The 409-nt window shown below is 56.2% G+C and carries 1 pseudogene; it reads left to right on the top strand.

Annotated elements, in window-relative coordinates:
- Positions 1-409: pseudogene (osmX, locus tag J4G32_RS20690) on the top strand (osmoprotectant ABC transporter substrate-binding protein OsmX); the annotation flags it as partial.

Raw genomic sequence — 409 nt, 5'->3', positions numbered from 1 at the left:
CAACCGTATCGATAAGCGCATGAGTCCACAGGAAACCTACGACACGGTAAAACGCCTGGATGCGAAGCTGGGCCTGGTATGGCTCAAACCGGCTGACATGAACAATACTTACGCGTTCGCGATGCAGCGCAAACGCGCCGAGTCGGAAAATATCACCACCATCTCGCAAATGGTGGCAAAAATCGAACAGGTCCGGCAGAACGATCCTGACCACAACTGGATGCTCGGTCTCGATCTGGAATTTGCCGGGCGCAGCGATGGGATGAAGCCCCTTCAGCAAGCCTACCAAATGCAGCTCGATCGCCCGCAAATACGACAGATGGACCCAGGGCTGGTCTATAACGCCGTTCGGGATGGGCTGGTTGACGCCGGGCTGGTCTATACCACCGACGGACGGGTGAAAGGGTTT

The organism is Microvirga antarctica, assembly GCF_017921815.1.
In the GTDB taxonomy this organism is placed as follows: Bacteria; Pseudomonadota; Alphaproteobacteria; order Rhizobiales; family Beijerinckiaceae; genus Microvirga; species Microvirga antarctica.
Note: the sequence above shows the minus strand (reverse complement) of the source record. Positions and strands in the feature narration are given on the sequence as shown.